Source organism: Ruegeria sp. AL7, from assembly GCF_056536105.1.
The window spans coordinates 670,414-693,950 of the sequence record NZ_JBQFJF010000001.1 but is presented as its reverse complement, the minus strand read 5'-3'; the positions used below and the strand labels follow the sequence as shown (position 1 = coordinate 693,950).

General features: G+C 58.4%; 26 protein-coding genes. 14 read left to right on the top strand and 12 right to left on the bottom strand.

The window, feature by feature from the left end:
• Nucleotides 1-26 precede the first annotated feature (26 nt).
• From ACR3E2_RS03485 to ACR3E2_RS03475, 3 genes are all read left to right on the top strand, one after another.
• The gene (locus ACR3E2_RS03485) at nucleotides 27-545 is read left to right on the top strand and encodes a hypothetical protein (protein WP_480481305.1); all 519 of its coding nucleotides are present in this window, start codon (nucleotides 27-29) and stop codon (nucleotides 543-545) included.
• Nucleotides 546-547: 2 nt separating this feature from the next.
• A complete protein-coding gene (locus ACR3E2_RS03480; protein ID WP_480481307.1) occupies nucleotides 548-1,960 on the top strand; it encodes a 3'-5' exonuclease in 1,413 nt (470 codons plus the stop codon).
• A gap of 90 nt (nucleotides 1,961-2,050) precedes the next feature.
• Entirely contained in the window at nucleotides 2,051-2,551 is a 501-nt protein-coding gene (locus ACR3E2_RS03475) for a flavin reductase family protein (RefSeq protein WP_480481309.1), read from the top strand.
• Here the strand turns inward: ACR3E2_RS03475 and ACR3E2_RS03470 are convergent.
• From ACR3E2_RS03470 to ACR3E2_RS03460, 3 genes are read right to left on the bottom strand one after another with little or no spacing between them, the layout of a single operon-like run.
• Nucleotides 2,548-3,027, bottom strand: a complete 480-nt coding sequence (locus ACR3E2_RS03470) for a DUF6505 family protein (protein WP_480481311.1) — start codon at nucleotides 3,025-3,027, stop codon at nucleotides 2,548-2,550. The genes ACR3E2_RS03475 and ACR3E2_RS03470 overlap by 4 nt on opposite strands.
• On the bottom strand, nucleotides 3,024-3,722 hold the full coding sequence (locus tag ACR3E2_RS03465; protein WP_480481313.1) for a biotin/lipoate--protein ligase family protein: 699 nt from the start codon (nucleotides 3,720-3,722) through the stop codon (nucleotides 3,024-3,026). The genes ACR3E2_RS03470 and ACR3E2_RS03465 overlap by 4 nt, the downstream gene beginning before the upstream one ends.
• Nucleotides 3,719-4,780, bottom strand: a complete 1,062-nt coding sequence (locus ACR3E2_RS03460; RefSeq protein WP_480481315.1) for an Mrp/NBP35 family ATP-binding protein — start codon at nucleotides 4,778-4,780, stop codon at nucleotides 3,719-3,721. Before ACR3E2_RS03460 ends, ACR3E2_RS03465 begins: the two co-directional genes overlap by 4 nt.
• 132 nt (nucleotides 4,781-4,912) lie before the next feature.
• Here ACR3E2_RS03460 and ACR3E2_RS03455 point away from each other — a divergent pair, with 132 nt between their 5' ends.
• A complete protein-coding gene (locus ACR3E2_RS03455; RefSeq protein WP_480481317.1) occupies nucleotides 4,913-5,641 on the top strand; it encodes a hypothetical protein in 729 nt (242 codons plus the stop codon).
• On the opposite strand, the gene ACR3E2_RS03450 is transcribed toward ACR3E2_RS03455, so the two are convergent.
• A complete protein-coding gene (locus ACR3E2_RS03450) occupies nucleotides 5,635-7,587 on the bottom strand; it encodes a 4Fe-4S binding protein (RefSeq protein ID WP_480481319.1) in 1,953 nt (650 codons plus the stop codon). The genes ACR3E2_RS03455 and ACR3E2_RS03450 overlap by 7 nt on opposite strands.
• Nucleotides 7,588-7,850: 263 nt before the next feature.
• On the opposite strand from ACR3E2_RS03450, the gene ACR3E2_RS03445 reads away from it, so the two are divergent.
• The 10 genes from ACR3E2_RS03445 (at nucleotide 7,851) to ACR3E2_RS03400 (ending at nucleotide 16,998) form a co-directional block, all read left to right on the top strand.
• Complete coding sequence (locus tag ACR3E2_RS03445) at nucleotides 7,851-8,405, top strand: DUF3305 domain-containing protein (RefSeq protein WP_267365561.1); 555 nt, start codon at nucleotides 7,851-7,853, stop codon at nucleotides 8,403-8,405.
• Nucleotides 8,402-8,977: a DUF3306 domain-containing protein gene (locus ACR3E2_RS03440; protein ID WP_480481321.1), complete on the top strand. Its 576-nt coding sequence runs from the start codon at nucleotides 8,402-8,404 to the stop codon at nucleotides 8,975-8,977. The genes ACR3E2_RS03445 and ACR3E2_RS03440 overlap by 4 nt, the downstream gene beginning before the upstream one ends.
• Before the next feature lie 4 nt (nucleotides 8,978-8,981).
• Entirely contained in the window at nucleotides 8,982-9,593 is a 612-nt protein-coding gene (locus ACR3E2_RS03435; RefSeq protein ID WP_209595960.1) for a TorD/DmsD family molecular chaperone, read from the top strand.
• A gap of 57 nt (nucleotides 9,594-9,650) precedes the next feature.
• Complete coding sequence (locus tag ACR3E2_RS03430) at nucleotides 9,651-9,839, top strand: ubiquinol-cytochrome c reductase iron-sulfur subunit N-terminal domain-containing protein (RefSeq protein ID WP_209504175.1); 189 nt, start codon at nucleotides 9,651-9,653, stop codon at nucleotides 9,837-9,839.
• Between the two features lie 105 nt (nucleotides 9,840-9,944).
• The gene (locus tag ACR3E2_RS03425) at nucleotides 9,945-12,839 is read left to right on the top strand and encodes a formate dehydrogenase subunit alpha (protein ID WP_267365565.1); all 2,895 of its coding nucleotides are present in this window, start codon (nucleotides 9,945-9,947) and stop codon (nucleotides 12,837-12,839) included.
• Nucleotides 12,840-12,851: 12 nt separating this feature from the next.
• Nucleotides 12,852-13,445, top strand: coding sequence for a formate dehydrogenase FDH3 subunit beta (gene fdh3B / locus ACR3E2_RS03420; RefSeq protein WP_209504177.1), 594 nt, complete (start codon nucleotides 12,852-12,854; stop codon nucleotides 13,443-13,445).
• A 75-nt stretch (nucleotides 13,446-13,520) separates the two neighbouring features.
• Nucleotides 13,521-14,723 (top strand): formate dehydrogenase subunit gamma, encoded by a 1,203-nt coding sequence (locus tag ACR3E2_RS03415; protein ID WP_480481324.1) that lies wholly within the window; start codon nucleotides 13,521-13,523, stop codon nucleotides 14,721-14,723.
• Nucleotides 14,724-15,986 (top strand): c-type cytochrome, encoded by a 1,263-nt coding sequence (locus tag ACR3E2_RS03410; RefSeq protein ID WP_480481326.1) that lies wholly within the window; start codon nucleotides 14,724-14,726, stop codon nucleotides 15,984-15,986.
• 13 nt (nucleotides 15,987-15,999) lie between these two features.
• On the top strand, nucleotides 16,000-16,125 hold the full coding sequence (locus ACR3E2_RS03405; protein WP_280922366.1) for a hypothetical protein: 126 nt from the start codon (nucleotides 16,000-16,002) through the stop codon (nucleotides 16,123-16,125).
• Nucleotides 16,126-16,998 (top strand): substrate-binding domain-containing protein, encoded by an 873-nt coding sequence (locus ACR3E2_RS03400; RefSeq protein ID WP_480481328.1) that lies wholly within the window; start codon nucleotides 16,126-16,128, stop codon nucleotides 16,996-16,998.
• A 64-nt stretch (nucleotides 16,999-17,062) separates the two neighbouring features.
• On the opposite strand, the gene ACR3E2_RS03395 is transcribed toward ACR3E2_RS03400, so the two are convergent.
• From ACR3E2_RS03395 to ACR3E2_RS03360, 8 genes are all read right to left on the bottom strand, one after another.
• Nucleotides 17,063-17,881 carry an ABC transporter substrate-binding protein gene (locus ACR3E2_RS03395; RefSeq protein ID WP_480481330.1) on the bottom strand — a complete coding sequence of 273 codons (819 nt, stop codon included), beginning with the start codon at nucleotides 17,879-17,881 and terminating at the stop codon, nucleotides 17,063-17,065.
• 17 nt (nucleotides 17,882-17,898) lie between these two features.
• Entirely contained in the window at nucleotides 17,899-18,633 is a 735-nt protein-coding gene (locus ACR3E2_RS03390; protein WP_480481332.1) for an ATP-binding cassette domain-containing protein, read from the bottom strand.
• On the bottom strand, nucleotides 18,626-19,339 hold the full coding sequence (locus tag ACR3E2_RS03385; protein ID WP_480481334.1) for an ABC transporter permease: 714 nt from the start codon (nucleotides 19,337-19,339) through the stop codon (nucleotides 18,626-18,628). The genes ACR3E2_RS03390 and ACR3E2_RS03385 overlap by 8 nt, the downstream gene beginning before the upstream one ends.
• A gap of 159 nt (nucleotides 19,340-19,498) precedes the next feature.
• A complete protein-coding gene (locus tag ACR3E2_RS03380; RefSeq protein ID WP_480476654.1) occupies nucleotides 19,499-20,488 on the bottom strand; it encodes an ABC transporter substrate-binding protein in 990 nt (329 codons plus the stop codon).
• Nucleotides 20,489-20,549: 61 nt separating this feature from the next.
• Entirely contained in the window at nucleotides 20,550-21,395 is an 846-nt protein-coding gene (locus tag ACR3E2_RS03375; RefSeq protein WP_267364134.1) for an ABC transporter permease, read from the bottom strand.
• Nucleotides 21,392-22,309 carry an ABC transporter permease gene (locus tag ACR3E2_RS03370; RefSeq protein ID WP_480481336.1) on the bottom strand — a complete coding sequence of 306 codons (918 nt, stop codon included), beginning with the start codon at nucleotides 22,307-22,309 and terminating at the stop codon, nucleotides 21,392-21,394. The genes ACR3E2_RS03375 and ACR3E2_RS03370 overlap by 4 nt, the downstream gene beginning before the upstream one ends.
• Nucleotides 22,306-22,749, bottom strand: a complete 444-nt coding sequence (locus ACR3E2_RS03365) for an N-acetyltransferase family protein (protein WP_480481338.1) — start codon at nucleotides 22,747-22,749, stop codon at nucleotides 22,306-22,308. The genes ACR3E2_RS03370 and ACR3E2_RS03365 overlap by 4 nt, the downstream gene beginning before the upstream one ends.
• Entirely contained in the window at nucleotides 22,739-23,536 is a 798-nt protein-coding gene (locus ACR3E2_RS03360; protein WP_209595940.1) for an ABC transporter ATP-binding protein, read from the bottom strand. The genes ACR3E2_RS03365 and ACR3E2_RS03360 overlap by 11 nt, the downstream gene beginning before the upstream one ends.
• Between the last annotated feature and the right edge of the window lies 1 nt (nucleotide 23,537).

Here is a 23,537-nt window from a genome sequence, read left to right as displayed (position 1 = left end):
ATGCATCTGAAGAACGGAGTGACACGATGTTTCTGGAATTGATCGGCACTGTTTTTGCGGGCTTCGCTTTTGCGGGTATCGTTCTTGTGCTGAACAAGCTGACCGGAGGGCGGTTGCCGAAATGGGTTACTCCGGTCGCGGCGGGTTTGGGGATGATCGCTGTGACCATCTCCAGCGAATATTCCTGGTATGACCGTACGCGCGAACAGCTTCCCAAGGAGATGGCAATCGTGCAAGAGGTTGAAAGCCGCGCCCTCTACCGCCCGTGGACCTACGCCATGCCCTTCGTCGACCGCTTTGCCGCCATCGATACCGTGTCGGTGCGAACAAACGAAAACGTGCCAGATCAACGGCTTGTCGATCTTTACTTCTTCGGCCGCTGGGCCCCGGTTTCAAAACTGCCCGTGGCCGTAAACTGTGCCGAGAATCGTCGCGCCAACCTTGCGGACGGTGCTGAGTTTTCCGATGACGGACGTCTTCTGAATGCAGACTGGATATCTGCCGGGCCTGCCGACCCCATCATCGACGCCACCTGCGGGGTTTGACCATGCTCACAGGGTTAAGCCTCAGGCTCCGGATATTTTTGTTTTTCTGTCTGCTTGCGCTCGGCGGGATATCAATCAGTTCCGCCGCCCTGTGGATCACCTATGCCCGGGCCGCACAACCTGACCTGTTTGATGACTTCATCTTTGCCGAAGTTCTGATCGGGTTTGGATTGCTGGCTTTGATCGCAGGTGTCTGGCTGTTGTTTGACGACAATGTCGCCAAGCCGATCGAACGGCTTTCAGCGCAATTGCGGGCCCGCGCTCATGCCGGTGTCAGCACCGATCTGGATATGCAGGCCGCGCGATACCTGGGCGATCTGGCCCCGGCAGCGGCCGGCCTGGCCGAGCAACTTGCCGCGAATGCCATGCACACGGCCGAGGCGGTGGCAGCCGAAACCGCTCATCTGGCGGCAGAAAAACAGCGCCTCACCGCCCTTCTGACCGAAATCCCGGTCGCCATGTTGCTGGCCAGTCCGAAACACCAGATCGTTTTGTATGACGGACAGGCGGCCGAGGTGCTGGCCCAGATCGCGCATCCCCGCCTGAACGCCTCGCTCTTCGAATACATCGAATCGACGGGGTTGACGGACGCGTATGGGAAGTTGTGCAAATCTGGTAAGGATGTCTTCTGCACCCTGACCAGCGTGGACGGCCGACAAACCTATTCGGCCCGCATGAAGCCACTGGGGGACGCACCCGGTTACATGCTGGTGTTCGAAGACAGCGTTGCCCGTATGTCGCCAGATGAGGCCCGCCCGCTGGTCTATGATTTCGAGTTGCTGGACACACCGGGTGACGGCGCGTTCGAAAACCGCTCTTTGCAGGATCTGTGTTTTGTGGTCTTCGACACGGAAACAACCGGCTTGCTGCCACACAAGGATGAGATCGTTCAAATCGGCGCGGTCCGCGTTGTGAAAGGCAAGATCGTCGCGGGCGAGCATCTGGACATGCTTGTTGATCCGGGCATTCCGATCCCTGCCGCCTCGACACGCGTGCACAAGATCAGTGATCGCATGGTTCAGGGCGCGCCGGATATCGTCAAAGCCGGGCGTGTGTTTCACCAATTCTCGCGCGATGCGGTGATCGTGGCGCATAACGCCCCGTTCGACATGGCGTTCCTGCGCCGCCATGCCATGCGTATGGAAGTCGAATGGGATCACCCGATACTCGACACTGTTCTGTTGTCGGCTGTTTTGTTCGGCGCGAGCGATACACATACACTGGACGCACTTTGTGAACGGCTGGACATCACTATCCCCGAGGCGCTGCGCCATACGGCATTGGGTGACGCAGTGGCAACAGCCGAGGCACTGGTCAAGATGCTGCCCATCCTGCAGGCCCGCGGGTTGAACACCTTTGGCGAAGTCATCGTCCAGACCCGCAAACACGGGCGTCTTCTGGAAGACCTGAATTAACGCTGAAATTTGCAAACGCCGTTCAGCTTTTCGTGGACAATCCGGGCCACGCATGGCACCTGATGCGCGGCCAAGGAACACGCGCGCGATATGACGGAAAAGATTTTCACACCGACCCCGGATCAAAGCCACGCCTTTCGTGAGGCGCTGGGATGTTTCGGAACGGGCGTCACCGTGATAACTGCGCAAACCGATGACGGCCCACGTGCAATCACCGTAAACTCGTTTGCGTCGGTGTCCCTGGACCCGCCGCTGGTGTTGTGGTGCCTGGCCAGAGAGTCAAACCGCTTCGACACTTTCAGCACCTGCACGCATTACTCGATCCACGTCATGGCTCAGGATCAACAGGATCAGGCGCTAAGATTTGCTCGTGACGGTGTCGATTTCACCCATGCCGAGTGGACGACGGACGAGGCTGATCGCCCACAGCTGGCCAATTGTCTGGCACGGTTTGACTGCCGGTTGCATGCCCGGCACGAGGCCGGAGATCATCTGATCATTGTGGGTCATGTGGATCAGGTCATGTACCGCACCGGCAAGGGTCTGATCTTCAAGCGCGGTCAGTTCGGCGGGTTTGTCGACCCTTTCTAGTCGTCCAGCGACCCATGCACCGCCAGAACCTCTAGCTGTGCGTCTTGCGGAGTGATCACACGAAAGGCTTCGTGCACTCCTGTCTCAGACAATTCTCTGGCGACGGTCAGCAGCGTGTTGGCGGCATGGTCTTCACACAGCTCTGACATGTGATCGATTTCGTTCTGTGCCACGCTCAATGCCGCTTCGACCGAGGGCGCTCCGTAATACTGCACGAAATGTTCTGCCAGATTGCGGGTGACCTGATCCCTTTCAGCCGCTTCGATCTGAGTTACCGCCACAAATGTCACCCGGCCAAAGGTTTCCAACCCCAGCCAGCCATTCGCAAAAGCCTGACGCGCCTTACCTTCCAGATCCGCGCCGCTCCAGTTCGAAAACTCGAACCCGCCCGAAACGCACCATTCGCCGGTACGTGCCGGAGAATGGAACACGTTCATGTCGCTTTCATCGAAATGGATCGCGCGGGCCAGTTTCATCGTCCGTTCTCCAATAGTTCCGTCAGCGGGCGCAGGCGGGTGTTGACCCCGTCGCGGATCAGCATTCCAAACCTCTCATCCGTGCCAAGGAATACACCGCCATCGTCCAGTGGCTCACCTACCCCACGCAGCAGGCCCATCCATTCGGCATGCAGGGGCGCGTTGCCATCCTCCTGCCAGCGGTTGAGCCAGGTCAGCATATGGCGTGACCAGCTTTCGACCAGTTGCGTGGCCGAAACCTCGGCACAACCTTCATCGTAAAGGGCTGTGACATCCGGCGTTTCGCCGGGCGCGCTGCTGGTTTGCATCAATGCGAGCTCCCAGCCGACAATCAGCCAATCCGGTTCTTCTTCCGCGTTTTCCCCGGAGGCCGAAACGCGGAACACACCGCATTTCGCACCATTCACACAAATCAGACCATCCCACCCCAGATGCACTGCCACTTCGGGTGGGGCCAGAGCGCCCAGCGCATTCTGAAACCCAACGGCACAAAGCGGCAGCATCGCCATCGCGTCCCGAAGCGGCACCTCGGGCGCGAAAACGATCGCGACACGCAGGTAATCGGCCTGAATGTTATAAACAACCGCCCCCGCATCGCAGCCCAAAGCCGCCATAGCCTGGGCGCGTTCAAACGGGTCTTCCCCACCCTGAACCGGGTGACCCGTCAACAAAGGGGGAAAGACCGGTTGGCTCATGCGGTGCCTTTGGCGATCATGTCGCGGGCGATCTTGCGGAAAGCCTCAGCCTGAGGGCTGTCTGGTTTGCTGACCACAATAGGCGCACCCCCGTCTGCGGCGATACGAATGTCCAGATGCAACGGGATTTCACCCAGCAGCGGCACGCCCATCGCCTCGGCCTCGGACTTGACACCACCATGACCAAAGACGTGTTCTTCATGCCCACAGTTCGAACAGATATGCGTGGACATGTTTTCGATCATCCCAACGATAGGCGTCTTGAGCTGATTGAACATATCGATTCCCTTGCGGGCATCAATCAGCGCCACGTCCTGCGGCGTCGAGACGACAATAGCGCCGTCCACCTTGAATTTCTGGCTCAGCGTCAGTTGCACGTCGCCGGTACCGGGCGGCAGGTCGACGATCAGCACGTCCAGGGCACCCCATTGCACCTGGCTCATCATCTGTTGCAGCGCCCCCATCAGCATCGGCCCGCGCCAGACAACGGCCTGCCCTTCATTGGTCATCAACCCCATCGACATCATGGTGACGCCGTGGTTGCGCAGCGGCAGGATAGTCTTGCCATCGGGGCTGGCCGGACGGCCCGAGACACCCAACATCCGAGGCTGCGACGGCCCATAAACATCCGCGTCCAGCAATCCCACGCGCCGCCCTTCTGCGGCCAGCGCACAGGCCAGATTGGCCGACACGGTGGATTTGCCCACACCCCCTTTGCCAGACGCAACCGCGATGATCCGGTCGACACCGGGAACGGCCTGCGGTCCAGTTTGCGAGGGCTTGGGTTTCGGCTTCAGATCCGGCGGCGCCTTGTCGGAATGAGCAGTCATCAGGGCCGATACATTTGCAACGCCCTCAACCATCTGTGCGGCCTTTTCAGCTGTTGCGCGCACAGGTTCCATCTTTTCGGCATGCTTCGGGTCGATCTCAAGGACAAAGCGAACCGTATCGCCCTCGACATTCAGCGCACGCACGATGCCCGCACTGACAATGTCCTGACCTGAAACCGGATCGGTGATCTTTTTCAGGTTCGCCAGAACCGCGTCACGAACACTCATGCTGTTCTCTCCTTGGTATGCCCCGCCGACAGGGGCGTGCGTGTCGACATGTATTGGTCGCCGCTCATTGCATGTGTCTCCGTCTCTTTCTGTTCATTTGACGCGTAACAGCCTTCATAGTTAGGCTAAACCATGCGCCTTGTCTTGTTGTGCCTGAGCCTGACGCTCACCGCCACCCCCTCCTTGTCGCAGGAGGCGATTGGCCTTGCGGCTCCGGCAGAGGTTAACGACTCCGGTCTGTTGCAACATATCCTTCCTCGCTTCTCTCTCAAGACCGGGATACGCGTTGTCGCAGATGATGCCGGTGCCATGGTGCTGGTAACCGAACCACCCGGCGATCCTGTCTTTGCCCGTGGTGGCGTGGTTTATCACCTGCGGATCGAAGGCGATGATCGTCAAATCCGGTTTCGCGACTGGCTGCAATCAGAGATCGGCAAGCGCACTGTCGAAAGCTTTCCTCCTGTGGTGGGTGAACCGTTCAGCGCCAGCTTTGATCCCAAGGTCACCCAGTCGGACGATACCCTGGACGGCAACACCGTGTTGGGCGAAGAACTGTCGATGACCCATTGTGGTCGATGTCATGTGATTGGCCCCCGCAATCGGATGAACGGGCTTGGCTCGACCCCCTCTTTCGCCGTCCTGCGCGCGATGCCGGATTGGTCGGAACGGTTCGAAGCGTTCTTTGCCCTCAATCCCCACCCCGCATTCACGCAGATCGACGGGTTGACACCGCCCTTTGATCCCGAGCGCCCATCCCCAATTCACCCGGTCAAGATGACGTTGAACGATCTTGAAGCCATCCTGGCGTTTGTTTCGCGCATAGACGCCGCTGATCTGGGCGCGCCGCTAAAGCTTCAGTGATCCTTTCTATCCGAATAGTAATCCTCGGTGGTAACGACCCGAGGCTTGGGTTTTGACTGGAACGGATTGTCCTGCTGCTGGAAATGAGCATTCACCCGGCAATTGTCGCACATCTGGATCATCCGTGCCTGATCCGATGTGGCAAACATCGGGTGCGTGCCCGAAAGCTTTTCCATGATCCGTTCAACGGTTGATTTAACCCCAAACAAAGCCCCGCATTCGATGCAGGCAAATGGCTCTTCCTCGTTCAACACCTGCTGAGACAGAGCAGCTTCGCTCAGGTCCAGTTGCGGCACCAAGGTGATCGCGTCTTCGGGGCAGATCGTCTTGCACAATCCGCATTGCAGGCACGCATCCTGCTGAAAGTTAAGCTGGGGCTTGTCAGGGTTATCCATCAAAGCCCCGGACGGGCACAGCGACACACAACTAAGACAGAGTGTGCAACTGTCTGTATTCACTGCAACTGCACCGTAAGGCGAACCTTCAGGCAATGGCAGCGGGGCACCAGCCTGCGGGTTAAGGGCCTGTGCTGCCAGCCGTGCGATTTGTCGGCGGTTGCCAAGCGGCAAGACCGGATCTGCCAACGGTTGGGGTACCTTTTGCGCATACAGCAAGTCTGCCATCCCATCAGGGTCCACCTCTTCAATGAACCCGATTCCATCCGAACTGGTTATGGCACGTGCCAGTTCAATTTCGCGATCCAGCGCATCCCGTTCCGTTGTCGGTGCCAGCAGCACATCCACACGCGCAAATCCATGCGCCAGCGCGGCCAGCATTTCCGAATGACCGAACCCGGATATCACTTTCAATTCCAGCGGGATAACATCCGAAGGTAATCCCCGGCCGAACCTCGCTGCAAGCCTTATCATTTCGGCCCCGTGGGCGTCGTGCACAAGCAACCGGGGTGCGATACCGCCTGCCCTTCGGTACGTGCGCGCCAGAATATGCATACGTGACAATAAGGCCGAAACAGGTGGATCTTCATAGGTTATCGCTGTTGACGGGCAGACCGCCGCGCATTCGCCACACCCGGCGCAGACCATCGGATCAATCGCCACATGCTCGCCCGAGGGTGTGATTGCACCGGTTGGGCAGATATCCAGACAGTTTGAGCATCCGACCTGTTCCGCCCGCGAATGGGCGCAAAGTGTTTCCTCCAGTCGCACGTACAGAGGTTTTTCGAATGTTCCGACCAGTTGGGCGGCGTCAAAAGCCAGACGTTCTACAGAAACCGCATCCTTGGGATCAGCCCGCAAATACCCTTCGCGCTTGGCCGGAGCCTGCACAAAGGGCGTGCCCCCCGTCAGGTCAACAATGATATCGCAGGCCGATTGCGCCCCATCTCTTGGTTCCGTCCAATTGAAAGCACCTCTGCCTGCGGGAACCACTTGCTGCACATTGTCCAGACGCAAGGAAAACCCACCCAGAGCACCCGAAACAGACCGCAATTGTCCCCGAATGACATCGAAGGCCCGAGAGTCTGGCTCAGCCTGATCCGTGACCAGAACGGTTACCGCCAGTGTTCGGGCCAACCTTTCCGCCAGTCCAAAGGCAACGGTACCAGGACCAATGATAAAACACGTGCCTTCGCTGATAACATCAACGCTGGGCGTCACCGGTTGCGGCAGGAACGCTTCGGCAGCTAAGGCAGCCATTTTGGCCGTCGCATCCGCGCCCTGATCGGACCAACCGGCGCGATCCCGCAGGTCGACAAAGCCGGGAATTTCGACATTCATATCTTCGGCAAGCGACCGGAACACCTCTTGTTCCTGCAGACAGGCGATGACGGTATCGCCCTCTTGCATCAAGGATGCAGCAGATTGCAGTTCTTTTGTGCAAAGCGCGGTATGCACCTTTGAACAGGTAATTCCGCAGGCGCTTTCGATTCTGTCCGGATCCAGCGCCTGAGTTCCCGCGCAATCGCAGAGCAAAAGTTTCGTGCCCATGTCCCCTCCCTCGGGAAGCAATCCTGATCCTTTGCACTTTAGGGTGCATTCCCGATGAGGCAACTTCAACCCTGCACAGCATGCAATTCGCCGGTCAGAATTTCGCGGCAAAATCCCCTAAAACAAAAGCCTTCTCAGACTTTGATCACGAAGACGCTACTGGGAATACGACCAAAGTATTAACGCGCAGGCTTGGCACGCGGCTATTTTGTGTACCATAGTGGACATGGAAAGGCAGGGGAGAGCCTTTCGGGGAGGATCCAGTGGCCAAGGCCGCAAGCCAGATCGACATGCCGGTTGGCGTCATTGTGCGCAAAACACCCGGGGTCACACGTTGGGCCCGCTGGAACTGGCGCGCGGTCGCCGTGTTGCCCGGTGCAGGGCCAGCCGATTGGCAGGAACTGCGCCGCGAAGGCGAGGCGGTCGAATACCACGCTGCCACCCTTCCCCTGACCCTCTGGGCGGACGAGACTGAAGCCTACCTGGTCAACCTGTCGGACGGGCAACCCTCGATCTATCTTGTACTGCGGAATGAGCTGAAGGGCGACACGCCCCTGAATGCAGTTCTGATCACCGCTTCTCCGTTCCAGGGGCAGGATTACGCGGACACCGGCGAAGAGATTGTCGAGAAAATCCCAATGACCGAAGGGTTGATCGCCTGGGTACGGGATTTCACCCTGAAACATCACCAGCACGAAGTGTTCGTCAAGCGCCGTCGCGACAGAAAGCGAACCGATTTGGTGGAGGATGGTAAGGGCGACGCGCGCATCCGTCAGGCATCGGATGTATTTCGCGCACCAAGACGGGTGCTGCAATGACAGAGCGGCGTGATTTCTGGTCGCGCCGAAAGGCAGCCGTTCAGGCCGAAGCTGAAGCCGAGGCGCTGGTCCTTGAAGAACAGGTGATCGCAGCCCATCACGCCGAACTTGAAGAAAAGAGTGACGCCGAGATTTTGGCCGAATTCAACCTTCCCAATCCCGATACCCTCGGACCCGGCGATGATGTTTCCGGCTTTATGTCCAAGGCAGTGCCTGATCGCCTGCGGCGCCGCGCCCTGCGGCGGTTGTGGCGGTTGAACCCTGTTCTGGCCAATGTCGACGGGCTGGTTGATTACGGCGAGGACTACACCGATGCGGCCTGCGTGATCGAAAACATCCAAACCGCCTATCAGGTTGGAAAAGGCATGCTGGCGCATGTCGAAGCACTGGCCGCCGACCCCCAAGAAACGGAAGAAAACGAAATCGAGGCTGATACGCTCTCTGAACCAGAGGTCGTGCCGGTTGACCCTGATCCCGTGCCACAGCCGGTTTCAGTTGCTCAGGTAGAAGAGCCGGAAGAACTCGAGCGTCCCCCGTCGCCACGTCGAATGACATTTGAATTTGAAGGATGACCGAATGACCGCAAGTGACGCGCACACTCTAGATGTTTCAGCCGAGGATCGACTGCGCGCGGATTTCTATAACTTTCTGGGTCTGTTACTGGCAGGTCCTCCGGATCAGATGTTGCTGGACCAAATGGCTGGTCTGGTCGGAGATGACACGGATCTCGGCAAGGCCGTTCAATCCATGGCACGGGTTGCTAAGGTCACCAAGCCAGCCGCTGCCGAACGGGAATTCAATGCGTTGTTCATCGGATTGGGCCGGGGTGAGTTGCTGCCATATGCCAGCTTCTACCTGACGGGCTTTTTGAACGAGAAACCCTTGGCTCAGCTGCGCAATGACATGGCGGTTCGCGGGATCACACGTGCCCAAAACGTGTTCGAGCCCGAAGATAACATCGCCTCATTGATGGAGATGATGGCCGGAATGATCGTCGGGCGTTTTGGCGGCCCGGCTTCCCTGGATGACCAAAAGGCATTCTGGAGCAAGCACATCGGCCCCTGGGCCACGCATTTCTATTCGGATTTGGAAGCAGCCGAGAACTCGGTCCTTTATGCATCCGTCGGCACTGCCGGGCGGGTGTTTATGGAGATCGAGCGCGAAGCGTTCCGGATGACGGCGGGGTAATCCGCACATCGCCGGTGTCCCATGGGCACCAAACCGCAATTGGGAAAGGAGGTTCCCATGAGCAAGACCAAGGAAGAAGGCGCCACGCGCCGTGACTTCCTCAAACTGGCCGGTACCGCAGCGCCTGCTGCCGTTGCCGCCGCCAGCCTGACCGGGAAGGCCGAAGCCGCGGCGCTACCGACCGACGAAACCCGCATTCAGGATACTGCGCATACACGCGCCTACATCGAGAGCACCCGGTTCTAGGACCGGACGCTTTCACACCCGGCAGACGGTTGCGATTGGCCCTGACGTCGGTTTCAGCAGTACCAAGCCAGCCGTGGCTGACACGGCGCGCAAGGGAGGAAAGACATGCTTAGGAAAAAGACCAACGGGGTTGCGAGACGCCCCCAGCGGACAAGTATCCTGTCCCAGGTCGGCGAGAAAACCGTCGATCGCCGCGCATTCCTGCGTGGCTCGGGCCTGACGATCGGCGGCCTTGCCGCGATCAGCGCCACAGGTGGAACCGTGACGCCAGCCAGTGCCCAGACAGCGGCCAATCAGGCCGTCGAAAACATCAAATCCGTATGCACCCACTGTTCGGTCGGCTGTACTGTCGTCGCCGAAGTACAGAACGGTGTCTGGGTCGGGCAGGAACCCGGCTGGGACAGCCCGTTCAACCTGGGTGCACATTGTGCCAAGGGGGCTTCGGTTCGCGAGCACGCCCACGGCGAGCGCCGCCTGAAATATCCGATGAAAAAGGAAGGCGGCGAGTGGAAGCGCATCAGCTGGGAAGAGGCGATCAACGAGATCGGCGATGGCATGATGTCGATCCGCGAAGAATCCGGGCCCGACAGCGTGTATTGGCTGGGCTCTGCAAAGCACAATAACGAACAGGCCTATCTGTTCCGCAAATTCGCCGCCTACTGGGGCACGAACAACGTGGACCATCAGGCCCGTATCTGCCACTCGACCACGGTTGCGGGTGTTGCGAATACATGGGGCTACGGCGCCATGACCAATTCGTATAACGACATCCACAACTCGCGCGCCATCTTCATCATCGGCGGCAACCCGGCTGAAGCGCACCCTGTCTCTCTGCTGCACGTTCTGCGCGCAAAAGAGCAGAATAACGCACCGCTGATCGTCTGCGACCCGCGATTTACGCGCACCGCGGCCCATGCGGATGAATATGTCCGTTTCCGCCCGGGCACAGACGTTGCGCTGATCTGGGGCATCCTGTGGCACATCTTCGACAACGGTTGGGAGGATAAAGAATTCATCCGCACCCGGGTCTGGGGCATGGACCAGATTCAGGATGAGGTGGCCAAATGGACGCCTGAAGAAACAGAACGCGTCACCGGCGTGCCTGGCTCGCAACTGAAACGCGTTGCCCGAACTATGGCGAACAACCGCCCCGGCACGGTCATCTGGTGCATGGGCGGCACACAGCACACCAACGGCAACAACAACACCCGCGCCTATTGCGTGCTTCAGCTTGCGCTGGGCAACATGGGTACCTCGGGTGGCGGTACCAATATCTTCCGCGGCCACGACAACGTGCAGGGCGCGACAGACCTTGGTGTTTTGTCCCACACCCTGCCCGGCTATTACGGCCTGTCTGCGGGCGCATGGGGCCACTGGAGCCGCGTCTGGGGTGAAGACCTGGATTGGCTGAAGGGCCAGTTCGCCACGATCAAGGGCAAAGACGGCAAGGACAAACCGCTGATGAATGAAAGCGGTATCCCGGTATCCCGCTGGATCGACGGTGTTCTGGAAGACCCTGCGAACATGGATCAGGACAACAATGTCCGTGCCATGGTTCTGTGGGGTCACGCGCCGAACTCGCAAACGCGGGGTCCGGAAATGAAAACGGCAATGGAAAAGCTGGACATGCTGGTCGTGATCGACCCGTATCCCACTGTCTCGGCCGTTCTGCATGACCGCACCGATGGCGTCTACCTTTTGCCTGCCTGTACGCAGTTCGAAACCCGTGGCTCGGTCACCGCGTCAAACCGCTCGTTGCAGTGGCGTGACAAGGTCGTTGATCCGCTGTTCGAAAGCCTGCCGGACGAGGTCATCATGGCCAAGTTCGCCAACAAGTTCGGCTGGGCGGATCGCCTGTTCCGCAATATCGAGATGGAAGACCCCGAGACCCCGAATGTTGAAAGCATCACGCGTGAATTCAACTCGGGCCTCTGGACCATCGGATATACCGGGCAGTCGCCAGAACGCTTGAAAAGCCATATGGCCAACCAGCACACGTTCGACCGAACCACGCTGCAAGCCATTGGTGGACCAAACGACGGCGAATATTATGGTCTGCCCTGGCCGTGCTGGGGAACCGCTGAGATGGGTCATACGGGGACTCCGAACCTCTATGACATGTCCAAACCGGTGGCCGAAGGCGGCTTGACCTTCCGCGCCAGGTTCGGAGTGGAACGCGATGGCGACAACCTGCTGGCCGAAGGGGTCTATAGCGTTGGATCAGAAATTCAGGACGGATACCCTGAATTCACGATGCAGATGCTGATGGACCTTGGCTGGGACGGCGACCTGACGGCTGAAGAACGCGCTGCAATCGATGCCGTTGCAGGCCCCGAGACCAACTGGAAAACCGACCTTTCAGGTGGTATCCAGCGGGTGGCGATCAAGCATGGCTGTGCGCCCTTCGGGAACGCCAAGGCCCGCGCGGTCGTCTGGACCTTCCCGGATCCGATCCCACTGCATCGCGAGCCGCTTTATACGAACCGGCGTGATCTGGTGGTGGACTATCCAACCTACGAAGACCGGCACGCCTATCGCCTGCCCACCCTTTATGCTTCGATCCAAAAGAACGACTTTTCAAAGGATTACCCGATAATCCTGACGTCAGGTCGTCTGGTTGAATATGAAGGCGGCGGCGAGGAAAGCCGGTCTAACCCATGGCTTGCTGAACTTCAGCAGGACATGTTCGTCGAGATCAATCCGCGCGATGCCAACAACCTTGGCATTCGGGACGGGCAACAGGTCTGGGTCGAAGGTCCGGAAGGCGGTAAGGTCAAGGTGATGGCGATGCTGACCAATCGGGTCGGTGCCGGTGTCGCCTTCATGCCTTTCCACTTTGGCGGCCATTTCCAGGGCGAGGACTTGCGGCACAAATACCCCGCCGGTGCTGACCCCTATGTTCTGGGCGAAAGTTCCAACACCGCCCAGACTTATGGCTATGATTCAGTGACCCAGATGCAGGAGACCAAGTGTACTCTCTGCAAGATCTCGGCAGCGTAAGGAGGACGATTAATGGCTAGAGCAAAGTTTCTCTGCGACGCTGAACGCTGCATCGAATGCAACGCCTGCGTAACCGCGTGCAAGAACGAGCATGAGGTACCCTGGGGTATCAACCGCCGCAGGGTGGTGACGATCAATGACGGCAATCCGGGCGAACGCTCGATCTCGGTGGCCTGTATGCATTGTTCGGATGCGCCCTGCATGGCGGTGTGCCCGGTCGACTGCTTCTATCAGAACGAAGAAGGTGTTGTCCTGCACTCCAAGGACCTGTGCATCGGTTGCGGTTATTGCTTTTACGCATGCCCGTTTGGCGCGCCGCAATACCCGCAGGCAGGCAATTTCGGTTCACGCGGCAAGATGGACAAATGCACCTTCTGCGCCGGTGGTCCCGAAGAAAACCACTCGACCGCAGAGTTCGCCAAATACGGTCGCAACCGGATCGCCGAGGGCAAACTGCCCATCTGCGCCGAAATGTGCTCCACCAAGGCCCTGCTTGCCGGTGACGGCGACGTGGTGTCGGCTGTTTACCGCGAACGCGTCGTGGCGCGCGGTTTCGGCTCGGGCGCCTGGGGCTGGGGTACTGCCTACGACCAGAAAGACGGCTAAGCCGCTGTCTGCACAAAGCAATGGACAACCCGCTCGGCGCGGGTTGTCCGATCTTGGAATTTGACCGAGGTTCAGATGCTCCGCTTTCTCATCGCTTTTCTGTTCACCCTTGGACTGACCTTTTCGGCAGCCGCCCAAACGACCGATGACAGCAACGCCACGCCTGAAAGGGCGGGAACCGGCGGAGCGACGACCCTCGAAGACATTCTCGCCCGGCAACGTGGTGAGCAGGTGGATAACGGATATCGCTCCGGCAATACCGGCCAGAGCAATGTCGAGGGTCTGATGGGTCAACTTGGCACCCGTGGTGTCGCGTCGGACAGTGATGTATATCGTGCGTTGCGCTATGGCTCGGCCAATGTGACCGTATCGTCAAACGGCCCCGCTGCAAGCGTGTTGATACAGGATGGCGGCATGTGGTGGCTGAACTTCCGCAGCGGACCGCTGCGCGAATATGGCACTTACATCATCGCCGGGATGCTGGGCATCATTCTGCTGTTCTTCCTGATCCGTGGGAAAATCCGCATCGATGGAGAGAAAACGGGCCGCACGGTTACCCGCTTCAACGGGATTGAACGTTTCGGTCATTGGCTGTTTGCAGGATCGTTCCTAATCCTCGGCATTACTGGTTTGCTCACGCTCTATGGCCGCGACTTCCTGATTCCGATCTTCGGCAAGGAAGGTTTCGCTACCATCGCACTGGGCTGTAAGTGGCTGCATAACAATCTGGCCTGGGCCTTTATGCTGGGTCTGATCATCGTCACGGTGAACTGGATTGCTCATAACATTCCCAACCGGACCGACCTGAAATGGCTCGCCGCCGGAGGGGGGCTGTTCACCAAGGGCAACCACCCGCCCGCCCGGAAATTCAATGCGGGGCAAAAGATCATTTTCTGGGCCTGCATCCTTCTGGGCGTGTCGATCAGCCTGTCCGGCTTGTCACTGCTGTTCCCGTTCGAGATGCCCCTGTTCGCCAAAACCTTCTCGGTCGCAAACGCCACGGGCATTCCGCAGGCGCTGGGTCTGACCTTGCCGGTGCAGATGTCACCGCAGGAAGAGATGCAATTCGCCCAAGTCTGGCATGTCATGATTGCCTATGTGTTCATCGCGATCATCGTCGCTCATATCTATCTCGGCTCGGTCGGGATGGAGGGCGCGTTTGACGCCATGGGAACCGGAGAGGTCGAGGAACAATGGGCGCGCGAGCATCACTCACTCTGGCTGGAAGAGGTGCAGAAAAAAGAGGCTGACACAGCAGCCGCCTCACCCGCTGAATAGATGCGTGGGCTGGTTCTGGCGCTGGTGCTGGTGCCCCTGCCCGCCGTGGCAGAATTCTTCACGCTGAAAGGGCATGGCGGCCCCATCATGGGCATCGCCGCCGCGCCTGACGGTCGCATCGCAACAGCCAGTTTCGACAACTCTGTGGGCCTTTGGACCGGGCAAACACCAGAATGGTACGAAGGGCACGAAGCCGCCGTGAACACAGTCGCGTTCAACGGCTCCGCTTTCTATTCTGCCGGAGACGACTTCACCCTGCGCAAATGGCCCGGCGGTGAAGTCATTGGCCGACACAAGGGCAAGATTGTCAGCCTTGCGGCTTCAGAAACCGTAATTGCGACCGCCAGCTGGGATGGAACAATCGGCCTGTGGCCTATCGATGGCACAGAACCCGCGCGGCTTGGACCGACCGGCAGTGGCGTGAATGCGGTCGCATTCTCACCTGACGGCACACAGCTATTTTCGGCGGGCGTCGACGGCGCTTTGCGGCTATGGGATGTATCCAGCAGGCAGGAAAAAAGGCGTCTGGTCGAGCACGGGTTCGGCATCAATGAACTGGCCCTGAATGCACAGGATAACTGGATCGCCTATGGTGCGGTTGACGGTGTTACGCGTATCCTTGACCTTGCCACCGGGGAAGAGCGCGATTTCACTCTGGACCGCCGCCCGATCCTTGCCCTTGCGCTCAGCCCGGATCGGAAACTTTTGGCCGTAGGCGATGGCGAAGGGTATATTATGGTCATCGACACCGTCGATTGGCGCATTGCACAGGATTTTCGCGCCACGTTGCGCGGTCCGGTCTGGGCTTTGGCATTTTCCAAAGACGGTAAAAACATCCATGCGGGCGGACTTGACGAGGCGATGTACAGCTGGCCTGTGGACGCTCTGTCCGACCAACACCAGATGGCCTCGGCAGAACCGAGTTTCCTGAAAAATCCTGATGAGATGGATAACGGGGAACGCCAGTTTGCGCGCAAATGCTCGATCTGTCACAGCCTGTCTTCCGATAACGAACGACGTGCAGGCCCCACCCTGCACGGTGTATTTGGACGTCAGGCCGGCACGGTTCAAGGATATTTGTACTCGGATACATTGCAAGGCTCTGATATCATTTGGAATGACGAGACAATAAATGCCCTTTTCGACGAAGGGCCAGACCACTACATTCCAGGGTCGAAAATGCCGATGCAGCGGATTGCCAAATCACAGGATCGCCAGGACCTTATCGCTTTTCTGCGTCGCGCAACAACTGACCGGAACTGAACCGGAGGAGCCCATGAAAGCCTTTCTCGCCGCTGTCGCCGCGATGGTCGTTATTGCAGGCGCAGCCCCATTTGTGCTGGAACAGATCGGGTTCAGCACCGCTGACACCACATCCGGCGCCGCCGTGCGCCTCGACTGAATGCCACAATACCTGACCACCCGTGAACTGGCCGATCTGCTGCGCATTGGCGAGCGGAAGGCTTATGACCTTGCCTCGTCAGGCGAAATACCGTGCGTGCGCGCCATGGGTAAGCTGTTGTTTCCGCGGGCCGAGATCATTGCCTGGCTCAACGCGTCGCGATCCGGCCCACAGGTTGCCGAACCGCCCCTGCCCCCGATCATAGCGGGCAGCCACGATCCCTTGCTGGACTGGGCGTTGCGTGAAAGTGGATCGGGGCTGGCCACCTATTACGACGGTTCTTTTGACGGGCTGATCAGGCTCAGCGAACGCAGCGCGCAGGCCGCTGTGTTGCACATCCACGAAGATGGCGGATTCAACAAAGAATCCCTGCAAGACACTTTGGGCGAAGCCCCGGTAATCCTGTTTGAAATCGCCCGACGTGAGCGTGGATTGCTTCTTGCTCCGGGCATATCCGACATCATTTCCTTTGACGACCTCACGTCCCGCACCGTCATTCTGCGTCAGGACAGTGCGGCGAGCCAGCGCCTGTTTGACGCCCAACTGGACGCCCACGGCCTGCGCCGGGATGATCTGGATATTCGACCAGGCTGCGCACGCACAGAAGAAGAGCTTGCGATCGCGCTGCATGACCGGAAGGCCGAGGCCGGTTTTGGGCTTGGCGCCCTAGCCGGTCTCTACAACTTAGGTTTTGTCCCCACTCATTCCGAGCGGCTGGATCTTGCCATCTGGCGTCGGGCCTTTTTCGATCCGCCGATACAGAAACTGCTAACCCTGTTGCGCTCGGGTCAGTTCGCCCAGCGGGCGCGCGAGTTCGGCGGCTATGACCTGTCTGGTCTTGGCACGATCCACCACAATGGGGCCAGCGGGTGAAAATCCACCCGCGCCTTCATCTTTTCAAAAATACTCGCCCCGCAGGGGCTGGCCGCAGGCCAGCTTATTGCGCATTGGGGAAAAACACCTGCTGACCGTCCAGCTGGAAAGAGGCGATCGCCTGCTGCCCGTCGAGCCCGGTCAACCAGTCGATGAAACGCTGACCAGCGGCCGCCCGTACATGCGGATGCTTTTCAGGATTCACGAGGATCACACCATATTGGTTGAATAGACGCGGGTCGCCTTCGACCAGGATCTCAAGATTGCCTCTGTTACCAAAGGACAGCCACGTCGCCCTATCTGTCAGAGTGTACGCGTCCATGCCGCTGGCAACGTTCAGCGTCGCCCCCATACCTGAACCGGTTTCCCGATACCAACTGCCGGACGCGCCGGTTGGGTCAAGCCCCGCAGCCGACCAATTCCGCAGCTCGGCCTTGTGCGTTCCACTGTCATCACCGCGCGACGCAAACGGGGCTTCAGCCTTTGCAATCGCTGTAAGAGCGCTCAGAATGTCGGCACCACCGCGAATTCCGGCGGGATCTGCCTTGGGGCCCACCAATACAAAATCGTTATACATCAGGTCCTTCCGCTCCACGCCATATCCATCAGCGACGAATTTCTCTTCGGCGGATTTGGCGTGAACCAGCAGGACGTCCCCGTCACCATTGACCGCATTGCGGATTGCCTGACCGGTTCCTACGGCCACAACCCGCACGTCAATGCCCGACTCGGCCTCGAACCACGGCAGTATATAGTCCAACAGCCCCGAGTTCTGGGTGGATGTCGTAGACTGCACGACAATGAACGGTGTCTCTGCCAAGGCCGCATTTGCCGACAGACCAAGGGCCATCACTGCCGCCCGAAGTATTGCGCGGAACATCATTTTCTCCGTTTTATCTTTTAGGTAACCAATCCACCCGCGAGGTAGCGACGCGATGCTTCGCTTTCGGGGGTATCCAAAACCTGTTTTGCTGGGCCGTGTTCAACCACATGACCGCCCTGCATCATGACCACATCCGAGGCCAAACGACGGGCCTGGCCAATATCATGTGTCACCATCACGATCCGCACACCCCGCGCCGAGGCGCGCAGAACCATACGTTCGATCATCTGTGTCGCGCCGGGATCAAGGGCACTGGTGGGCTCGTCCAGAAACAGTGTTTCGGGCTCCAGCGCCAAGGCACGCAAAATGGCCAACCTCTGGGCCTCGCCGCCCGAGAGAGACCGGGCGGATTGCCGGGCCTTCCCCTCCAGCCCGCCTTCAGCAAGCAACTCAGCGATACGCGCCTTTCTTGCCGTTCGCCCCATGCCCTGACGCTTGAGGACAAAGCCCAGGTTGGCAGCAACAGACCGTCGCAACAGAACCGGTCTCTGAAATACCATGGCTTGGCGCGTTTTCTGCGCGGCGCCCAGAGGGTTTCCGTCCTGCACCACCCGCCCGCGATCCGGCGAGATCAGGCCATGCAAGCACCGTAGCAACAGACTTTTTCCCGCACCGTTGGGGCCAAGAAGCAACGTCGGCCCCGGACCATCCAGAACCAATGAAGGAACATCCAGCAAAACCTTGCCGTTGCTGCGAATTTGCACTTTTTCAACCGTCAGACAGTTCGACATCTCGCAGATCACGTCACGCATGGCGCAACCCCTCCTGTTCGGCCCGCAAACTGACCGCGCTGACCATCGCGTTTACCGCAATTGCAATCCCGATCAGGATCGCCCCCAGCGCCAGTGCCAGCGACAGATTTCCCTTCGACGTTTCAAGCGCAATGGTTGTCGTCATCACGCGGGTCACATGATTGATGTTTCCGCCAACGATGATAACCGCGCCCACCTCGGCGATGGCGCGTCCGAAACCGGCAAGCAAGGCCGTGACAAGTGCCAGTCGCGCATCCCACAACAAAACCGGGACCGAGGCCAGCCGTGACACGCCCAAGGACCGCAGCTGTTCTGAATATTCCTCAGCCAACGTTTCAACAACCTGGCGCGTCAGAGCCGCGACAATGGGAGTGACCAACACCACCTGCGCGATGATCATGGCGGTCGGAGTGTACAAAAGCTCAAGCACCCCCAAGGGGCCCGAACGGGACAGCATCAGATAGACCAGCAGGCCCACGACAACCGGTGGAAACCCCATCAGTGCATTCATCAGGACGATCAGCATCCGGCGGCCGGGGAACCGGGCGACGGCCAACGCAGCCCCCACGGGCATTCCGATCAGAGCAGAAACAAGCACCGCAAACACGGACACTTTCAGAGACAACAGCACAATTGCCCACAGCTCAGAATCTCCCCCAAGGATCAAGGCAATCGCAGCGCTGAATTCTGATGAAAATTCCTGCATTTTATTCCCTATAGTCGACCCTTCGTATAAAAACGCGTAAGTTTACAGGGAAATACTACTTTATATCGGTGCCAAGTACAGACACAATTCCGACACCACGAATGCGAAACGCGGCCCCGATTGGGACCGCGCTTTTGACCTTCAAACTAACGGTTAGCGTCAGTTCAGAGCAGCGTCCGTAATCTGGTGCGTCCAGGCCCCTTCAGGTGTCTTGGTGATCACCGGGTCAGAACCTCCGGCCAGCAGGGTACCAACGGTGCGATCAAAATCCGCCGGGTCCAGCGCGCCGTTCGAACCTGCGGTCAACTTGGCGATCTCACCCATCATGCGTTTCTGATGTTCTTCCGTCTGCGCACCCGTTGCATCGTTCTCCAGCACGATATCCGCTGCTTCATCGGGGTTCTCCTCGGCGTATTTCCATCCTTTCATCGAGGCGCGAACAAACCGCTGCATCTTGTCGGTGAAGGCCGCATCGCTGAGATTTTCTTCCAGAACGTAAAGACCATCTTCCAGCGTCGCGACACCCTGGTCTTCGTATTTGAAGGTTACCAGTTCATCCGGGCTGACACCGGCATCGATGACCTGCCAGTATTCATTGTAGGTCATGGTGCTGATACAATCCGCCTGACGTTGCAGCAGCGGATCGACGTTGAAGCCCTGTTTCAGAACTTCCACACCGTTGTCGCCTTTCCCATCAGTGCTGATGCCCAACTGGCTCATCCAGCTCATGAACGGAAATTCATTGCCAAAGAACCAGACACCCAGCGTGCGATTCTTCAGGTCCTCAGGCGACGAAATACCGGCATCTTTCCAACAGGTCAGCATCATGCCTGAGCTTTTGAACGGCTGGGCGATGTTCACCAACGGCAACCCTTTTTCACGTGCGGCCAGAGCGGCAGGCATCCATTCAACGGTCACATCAGCACCGCCGCCCGCAATCACCTGTGTCGGAGCGATGTCAGGCCCGCCGGGCAGAATGGTAACGTCCAGCCCTTCTTCCTCGTAAAAGCCCTTATCCTTGGCAACGTAGTAGCCCGCGAATTGTGCTTGCGTGACCCATTTCAGTTGCAGTGTCACTTCATCCGCCGCCAGCGCCGTACTGGCTGCCAGACCAAAGGCGGCAACCGCCCCGCTGAATAGCTTATTCATCTTCATTTCTCCTAGTTGCTTGTTGCGCCCCGATTTTCAGGGTCTGTTGATTTTCTTCGTCTTATCCGCGTTGTGAGGGGTGCCAGAACGTCACCACTTTTTCGATTCCCGCCACCAGGCCATAAAAAGCCGTACCCGCGATAGCGGCAACAACGATTTCGGCCCAGACCATATCCAACGACAATTGACCGACGCTGGTGGATATCCGAAATCCCATGCCCAGTGTCGGCGATCCGAAGAATTCAGCCACGATGGCGCCAATCAAAGCCAAAGTTGTTGAAATCTTCAACCCGTTGAAAATGAAAGGCATCGCCGCAGGCAGCCGCAGCTTCAGAAAGCTCTGCCAATAGCTTGCTGCATAGGTTTCCATCAAGTCACGCTGCATCGCGGTGGCCTCGCGCAGTCCGGCCACGGTGTTGACCAGCATCGGAAAGAACACCATCACAACGACCACCGCCGCTTTGGAATGCCAATCAAACCCGAACCACATGACCAGAATGGGTGCCGTCCCAACGATGGGCAAAGCCGCGACGAAATTCCCGACTGGCAACAGCCCCAAACGCAGGAAATCCCACCGATCGACGGCAATCGCCATAAGGAAGGCCGATCCACAGCCGATGACATATCCGCTGAGCGCCCCTTTCAGGATTGTCTGAACAAAGTCGGCCCAAAGAATGTCAAGGCTACCTGCAAATCGCACTGCTATGGCAGACGGTGCCGGCAGAATGACCAGCGGCACTTCAAGCCCACGGACCACCAGCTCCCAAGCTCCAACAATGGTCAGACCAAAAATCACCGGTGCCAGAAAGCGTACCATCTGGCTGTCGGCTTGCGGGCCACTGGCCAATCGGCTGTTCAACCACCAGCCGAAAGCCCACAGCAGCAAAGCAAAGACAACCAACATCATTGCGCCATCCCCATCCGCTTCAGAACCGACCGTTCAATCAATCCCAACAAACCGACCAGGCAGGCAGCCAGAATGGCCGCAGCAAACAGCGCTGACCATATCTGCACGGTTTGACCATAGTAACTGCCTGCCAGCAACCGAGCACCCAATCCTGCGACAGCGCCTGTCGGCAGCTCACCCACGATTGCGCCGACCAACGACGCCGCAATACCGATCTTCAACGAGGTGAACAGGTATGGCATCGACGCGGGCAGGCGCAGTTTCCAGAACCCCTGCGATTGGCTGGCATTATAAGTCCGCAACAGGTCAAGTTGCATCGCGTCAGGGCTGCGCAATCCTTTGACCATGCCGACGACAACCGGGAAAAAGCTCAGATACGCTGATATGATCGCCTTGGGAATGATCCCCTGAACCCCGACCGAGTAAAGAACCACGATAATCATCGGAGCCAAAGCGATAATCGGGATCGTCTGGCTAACGATAGCCCATGGCATGACCGACAAATCCATCACGCGGCTATGCACGATCCCAACGGCCAACAGGACACCCAGCCCGGTCCCGATGACAAAGCCCAGCATCGTAGCGCTGAGTGTCACCCACCCATGAAAGATCAGCGATCTTTTCGAGTTGATTTTCTTCAGGACGGTTGTATCCCACAGTTCAATCGCAACCTGATGAGGTGATGGCAAACGGGGCTTGCCTTGCTCCCAAGCTACTGGAATCGCGAACGAATTATTCAGAACCAGACCGAACTCTCCCAGATCCCGGCGCGCACTTGCGGTGGGTGGCTGAACCTCGGCACCGCCACGTTCAAGCTCGGTCAAAACCCCTTTGATGTTCATCGGAACGCAAGCGACATACCAGAACAGAACGATCACGGCGACGACGGTGAAAACGGCTATGATCTGCTTCATGCGTGCCACTCCATTCGATAGACGGGCACTGTATCCGGCGGTACGGGTGGTTCTTCGGCAGTTACCTCGAACCCTTCACGGCGGTAAAACCTCTGCGCTGCCTGATTGGGTTTGTGTGTTGTCAGCCAAAGATGGGTCCGACCCTGCTTCGCCTTGGCAACGAAACGCTTGCCAATTCCCTGCCCCGTCCGGCTGCAATACAACGCACCGATTTTACACTGCGCCGGATCTATGGACATGTAGCAATCAACCGGATCACCCGCGACCCAGATCTCGCGACTGTCGAACGCTTCGTGGATCAGGGTCGCCAATTCCTCCACCGGCAATTCATCAGGCATCCATTCCGTCTGCGAGGCCCAGTTGTAAATCACGCGGGCACAAGCCGGCACGTCACCTACCACGGCCCGTCTGATGGTTTCTGCCGCCGGATCAGTCGTCATAAGAATGCCCCGCCCGCAACCCGTCACGAACACGATGGGCCACTTCGATGAATTCCGGAGTGTCACGAATGTCCAACGGCCGTTCCTTTGGCAGCGGGCTGTCGATCACATCCGTAATCCGCCCCGGCCGTGGGCTCATCACGACAATTTTGGTGCTCAGATATACGGCTTCGGGAATCGAATGCGTCACGAATCCGATGGTCTTTTCAGTTCTTGCCCAAAGCGCCAAAAGCTGCTCGTTCAGGTGGTCGCGCACAATCTCATCCAAAGCACCGAACGGTTCATCCATCAACAAGATATCAGCATCAAAGGCCAAGGCCCGCGCGATGCTGGCGCGCTGCTGCATCCCGCCGGATAACTGCCATGGAAACTTTCCGCCAAATCCTTCAAGATCAACCAGTTCCAGGACTTTTCTCACCCTTTCTTCCTGCTCGGACGCGGAATAGCCCATGATCTCAAGCGGCAACTTGATGTTCTTTGCTATGGTGCGCCAGGGGTAAAGGCCCGCCGCCTGAAAGACATACCCATAGGCCCTGTTCCGCCGCGCTTCGTCCGCGGTCATTCCGTTGACAGTCAGCGACCCGCCGGTCGGTGTCTCCAAGGCCGCGATGCAGCGCAGGAAAGTGGTTTTTCCACAGCCCGAGGGGCCAATGAAACTAACAAATTCACCCTTGTCGATCGTCAGGTTCACGTCTTTCAACGCGTGAACAGGCCCGTCATTGGTTTGAAAGGTGAGGTCAAGCTGCCTTGCTTCGATGACGTGCTGGGTCGTGCTTTCAGTGGTCATT